Source organism: Mesorhizobium sp. M7A.F.Ca.ET.027.03.2.1, assembly GCF_003999175.1.
Lineage (GTDB): Bacteria > Pseudomonadota > Alphaproteobacteria > Rhizobiales > Rhizobiaceae > Mesorhizobium.
Window position 1 is genome coordinate 1 of record NZ_RZOM01000596.1, and the last position, 3,815, is coordinate 3,815.

The 3,815-nt window shown below is 63.9% G+C and carries 3 protein-coding genes and 1 pseudogene; all 4 read left to right on the forward strand.

The features are described from left to right. Positions 1-666, forward strand: a 666-nt coding sequence (locus EN750_RS22990) for an enolase C-terminal domain-like protein (RefSeq protein ID WP_281062317.1), incomplete at its 5' end; no start/stop codon positions are given. Positions 667-728: 62 nt separating this feature from the next. After that, a complete protein-coding gene (locus tag EN750_RS22995) occupies positions 729-1,805 on the forward strand; it encodes an ABC transporter substrate-binding protein (RefSeq protein ID WP_127397742.1) in 1,077 nt (358 codons plus the stop codon). A gap of 16 nt (positions 1,806-1,821) precedes the next feature. Further along, on the forward strand, positions 1,822-3,309 hold the full coding sequence (locus EN750_RS23000; RefSeq protein WP_127397743.1) for a sugar ABC transporter ATP-binding protein: 1,488 nt from the start codon (positions 1,822-1,824) through the stop codon (positions 3,307-3,309). Next, a pseudogene (locus EN750_RS23005) lies at positions 3,302-3,815 on the forward strand (ABC transporter permease); the annotation flags it as partial. The gene EN750_RS23000 and the pseudogene EN750_RS23005, both read left to right, overlap by 8 nt.

Genomic DNA, 3,815 nt, shown 5'->3' on the forward strand with positions numbered 1-3,815 from the left:
GCCGACACACTGCGCTACGATCCGAACGCAGCCCTGTCGGTCGAAGAGGCGCTGCGTTTCGGCCAGGCCATCTCCGATCTCAGGAACGACTATTTCGAGGACCCGACCTGGGGCCTTGCCGGCATGCGCCGCTTACGCGAGAAGCTCTCCATCCCGCTGGCCACCAACACCATCGTCATCGATTTCGAACAGCTCGCCACCAATGTGCGCGACCCTGCGGTTGACGTGATCCTGCTCGACACCACCTTCTGGGGCGGCATCCGCGCCTGCGTGCGCGCCGCGCAGATCTGCGACACGTTCGGCCTCGGCATTGCGGTGCATTCCTCTGGCGAACTCGGCATTCAGCTCGCCACCATGCTGCATCTTGGCGCTGTGCTGCCCAACCTCGTCTTCACCGCCGACGCGCATTACCATCACCTTGCCGACGACATCATCATCGGCGGCAAGATGCCCTACGAGAATGGTGCGATCGCGGTGCCGGAGGCACCGGGCCTCGGTGTCGAGCTCGATCGCGACAAACTCGCAACCTATGCCGAGCTCTATCGCTCGCTGGGCGGCTATGCCTACGACCGCGATCCCGGCCGTCCGGGTTGGTATCCGCTGCTGCCCAACACGAATTTCGCCGACCATTTGAACGATGCCGTGCCTGATCTCGGGCTGGGCTGACTTTTTTCGTTCGAAAGGATCGTCGGGAGGACGCTATGACTTTCAACCGGAGGAGAACAACAATGAACAGGACCACAGCTTTATTCGTTGCAGCCATGCTCGGCTGCACCAGCTTTGCAGCGCTGCATGCGCGCGCCGATGAAGGCGTCGCCAAGGGCGACACTTCGGCCAAGAAGATCGCCTTCAGCAATTCCTACGCCGGCAATTCCTTCCGCCAGGTGATGATCAAGAGCTTCGAGGAAATGGGCGCCAAGGCCGTGGCCGACAAGCAGGTCGCCGCAACAGCCGTCGTCAGCTCGAACAATTCGGTGACCGAACAGGCGAGCCAGATCGAGAACCTGATCCTGCAGGGCTACGATGCGATCATCGTCCTTGCCGGCTCCGACACCGCACTCAACGGCGCCATCAAGGATGCCTGCAATGCCGGTATCACGGTCGTCGCCTTCGCCAGCGGCGTCACCGAGCCTTGCGCCTATGTCGTCGACTACAACCTCGATTCCTATGCCAAGGCCGAACTGGATTTCATCTCCAGCAAGCTCGGCGACAAGCCGGCCAACATCCTCGAGATCCGCGGTATGGCCGGCGACGGTTTCGACAAGCGCTTGCATGAGGGCGTCGAGAAGGCCATGAAGGCGCACGCCAGCTACAAGGCTGTCGGCGAGGTCTATGGTCAGTGGACGGCCACCGTGGCACAAAAGGAAGTGTCGGGCATCCTGCCGTCGCTGCCTCAGGTCGATGCGGTGCTGACGCAGGGCGGCGACGGCTATGGCGCGGCGCAGGCATTCAAGGCCGCCAACCGGCCGCTGCCGATCATCATCATGGGCAACCGCCAGGACGAATTGGCGCTGTGGAAGCAGGAGCATGGTGCCGGCGGCTACGAAACTTTCTCGCTGGGCGCCACGCCCAGCGTCTCGCAGGTCGCGTTCTGGGTCGCCCAGCAGATCCTGGCCGGCAAGCAGGTGCCGAAATTCGTCGAGGTGCCGCTCCTGCAAATCAATCAGCCCGATCTCGACGCCTGGCTGAAGACGGTTCCCGCAGGCGGCGTGGTCAATGCCGAATATCCGCAGGAGCTGGTGGCCAAGATCATCGACGCCAACGTAAAGAAGGAGCCTCTGCCGGGCGTTCCCGCGCCGAAATGAGCAGCATGGCCGAATGATGAACGATCCCACGTCGCCCAAAAAGGACGCAGCAGAGAGAGGCGATGCTGACAGCCCTCTTGTCGAGGTAGGCAATGTCCGCAAGAGCTATGATGCCGTGCATGCCTTGGGCGGCGTGGATTTTCATCTGAACCCCGGCGAGGTCGTTGGCCTGGTCGGTCACAACGGCGCCGGCAAGTCGACGCTGATGAACGTGCTGGCCGGCACCATCGAGCGCAGCAGCGGCAGCTTTCGCCTCGGCGGACGTGAGATCGGTGCCTGGAGTGCGGCCAGTGCCCAGCAGGCCGGTCTGCGCTGTATCTTCCAGGAACTGTCGCTCTGTGCCAATTTGACGTCGGCGGAAAATGCCCGGATCGTGCACAGGTCTTTGCGTGGGTTGGGCTGGCGCCGGCGCGCGCGCCAGGTGATTGGTCCGGTGCTGGACGAGATCTTCCCTGGCCACGGCATCGATCTCGACAGGAAGGTCGCCGACCTGCCGATCGGCGAGCGACAGATGGTCGAGATCGCCCGCGCCTTCACGCAGACCAGCATCAAATTGCGCGCCGTCATTCTCGATGAGCCAACCTCGGCGCTCGGCCATGAGGCGACGGAGCAACTGCTCACCCACATTCGTCGTGCCGCCGGACGTGGTATCGCCTGCATCCTGATCACCCATCGACTGAACGAGATCCTCGCCGTCTGCGACCGCACCGTCGTCATGGTCGACGGCAAGGTCGTCGCCGAACGGGCGACCGCCGGCCTGTCACGCGCCGCACTTGTCGAGCTGATGGGCAGCATCGAGCGGCCCCGCGACCGCTCCGCCGGTAAGGCCGCGTCGGTGCAAACTCCAGTGATCCGGCATGCGGGTCGCGACACCGCTGATCTGACCATCGAAGTCGGCAAGGGCGAGATCATCGGTTTCGCCGGGCTCGACGGCCACGGCCAGCGCGAGCGGCTGCGCGCGATGTTCTATGCCGCGCGCCGGCAGCGCGAGGCCTTGCCGGGTGCCTATGTTGCCGGCGACCGCGGCTCTGAAGGCGTGTTCTCACTGTGGTCTATCGCCGACAATCTGACCATCCGCAGCCTGAATGCGCTGACGCGGGGCGGCATGATTTCAGGCGCCGCCGCTCGCAAGCTGGCCGAGACCTGGTCGGAGCGGCTCAAGGTAAAGGCGCCTTCGATCGACACGCCGATCATGTCGCTGTCCGGCGGCAACCAGCAGAAGGTGCTGTTCGCTCGTGCGCTGGCGTCGGACGCCGAGGTGATCTTCCTCGACGATCCGATGCGCGGCGTCGATGTCGGCACCAAGCAGGAGGTCTACCGGCTGATCCGCGCGGAGGCCGAGAACGGACGCGCCTTCGTCTGGTACACAACCGAGCTCGAAGAGCTGACCAATTGCGAGCGCATCTATGTCTTCCGCGAGGGCCGCGCCGTGACCAGGCTGGAAGATGAGGCCATCGAGACCGGCCGTATCCTGCAGGCGTCGTTCGGAGGCGACCATGTCTGACGCGGCTGCCCGAGTTCCGGCCCGTTCTCCTTCCAATCCGCGTTCGGCCTTGCTCAATGCCATGCAGGTCGGCCTGCCGGCTATCGCGCTGCTGGTTATGCTGGCCATCATCTTCAGCATCCGCCCGGCGGCGATGAGCTATTTCGGCTTCCATCTGCTGTTCAAGCTCTCGGTGCCGCTGGTCTTTGCCGCGCTGGCGCAGATGATGGTGATCATGCTGGGCGACATCGACCTGTCGAACGGCGCCTTTGTCGGGCTGATCACCTGCGTCACGGCGCTCTATCTCGGGGACGCGCCGGCAATCGCGGCGCTGTGCTACATCGTCCTGATCGCCGCCTATGCCGGTTTCGGCCTGCTTATTCATGCCCGGCAATTGCCCTCGATCATCGTGACGCTGGGCATGTCCTTCATCTGGCTCGGCATCGCCGTCATCCTGTTGCCGGCACCGGGTGGCTCGGCACCCGCATGGCTTGCCGCCTTCATGAGCTGGCAGCCGCCTTTGATGC

Bases quoted from the DNA above. Each gene is read 5' to 3' on its own strand.
- EN750_RS22995 (WP_127397742.1), top strand. From the start codon at position 729: ATGAACAGGACCACAGCTTTATTCGTTGCAGCCATGCTCGGCTGCACC.
- EN750_RS23000 (WP_127397743.1), top strand. From the start codon at position 1,822: ATGAACGATCCCACGTCGCCCAAAAAGGACGCAGCAGAGAGAGGCGAT.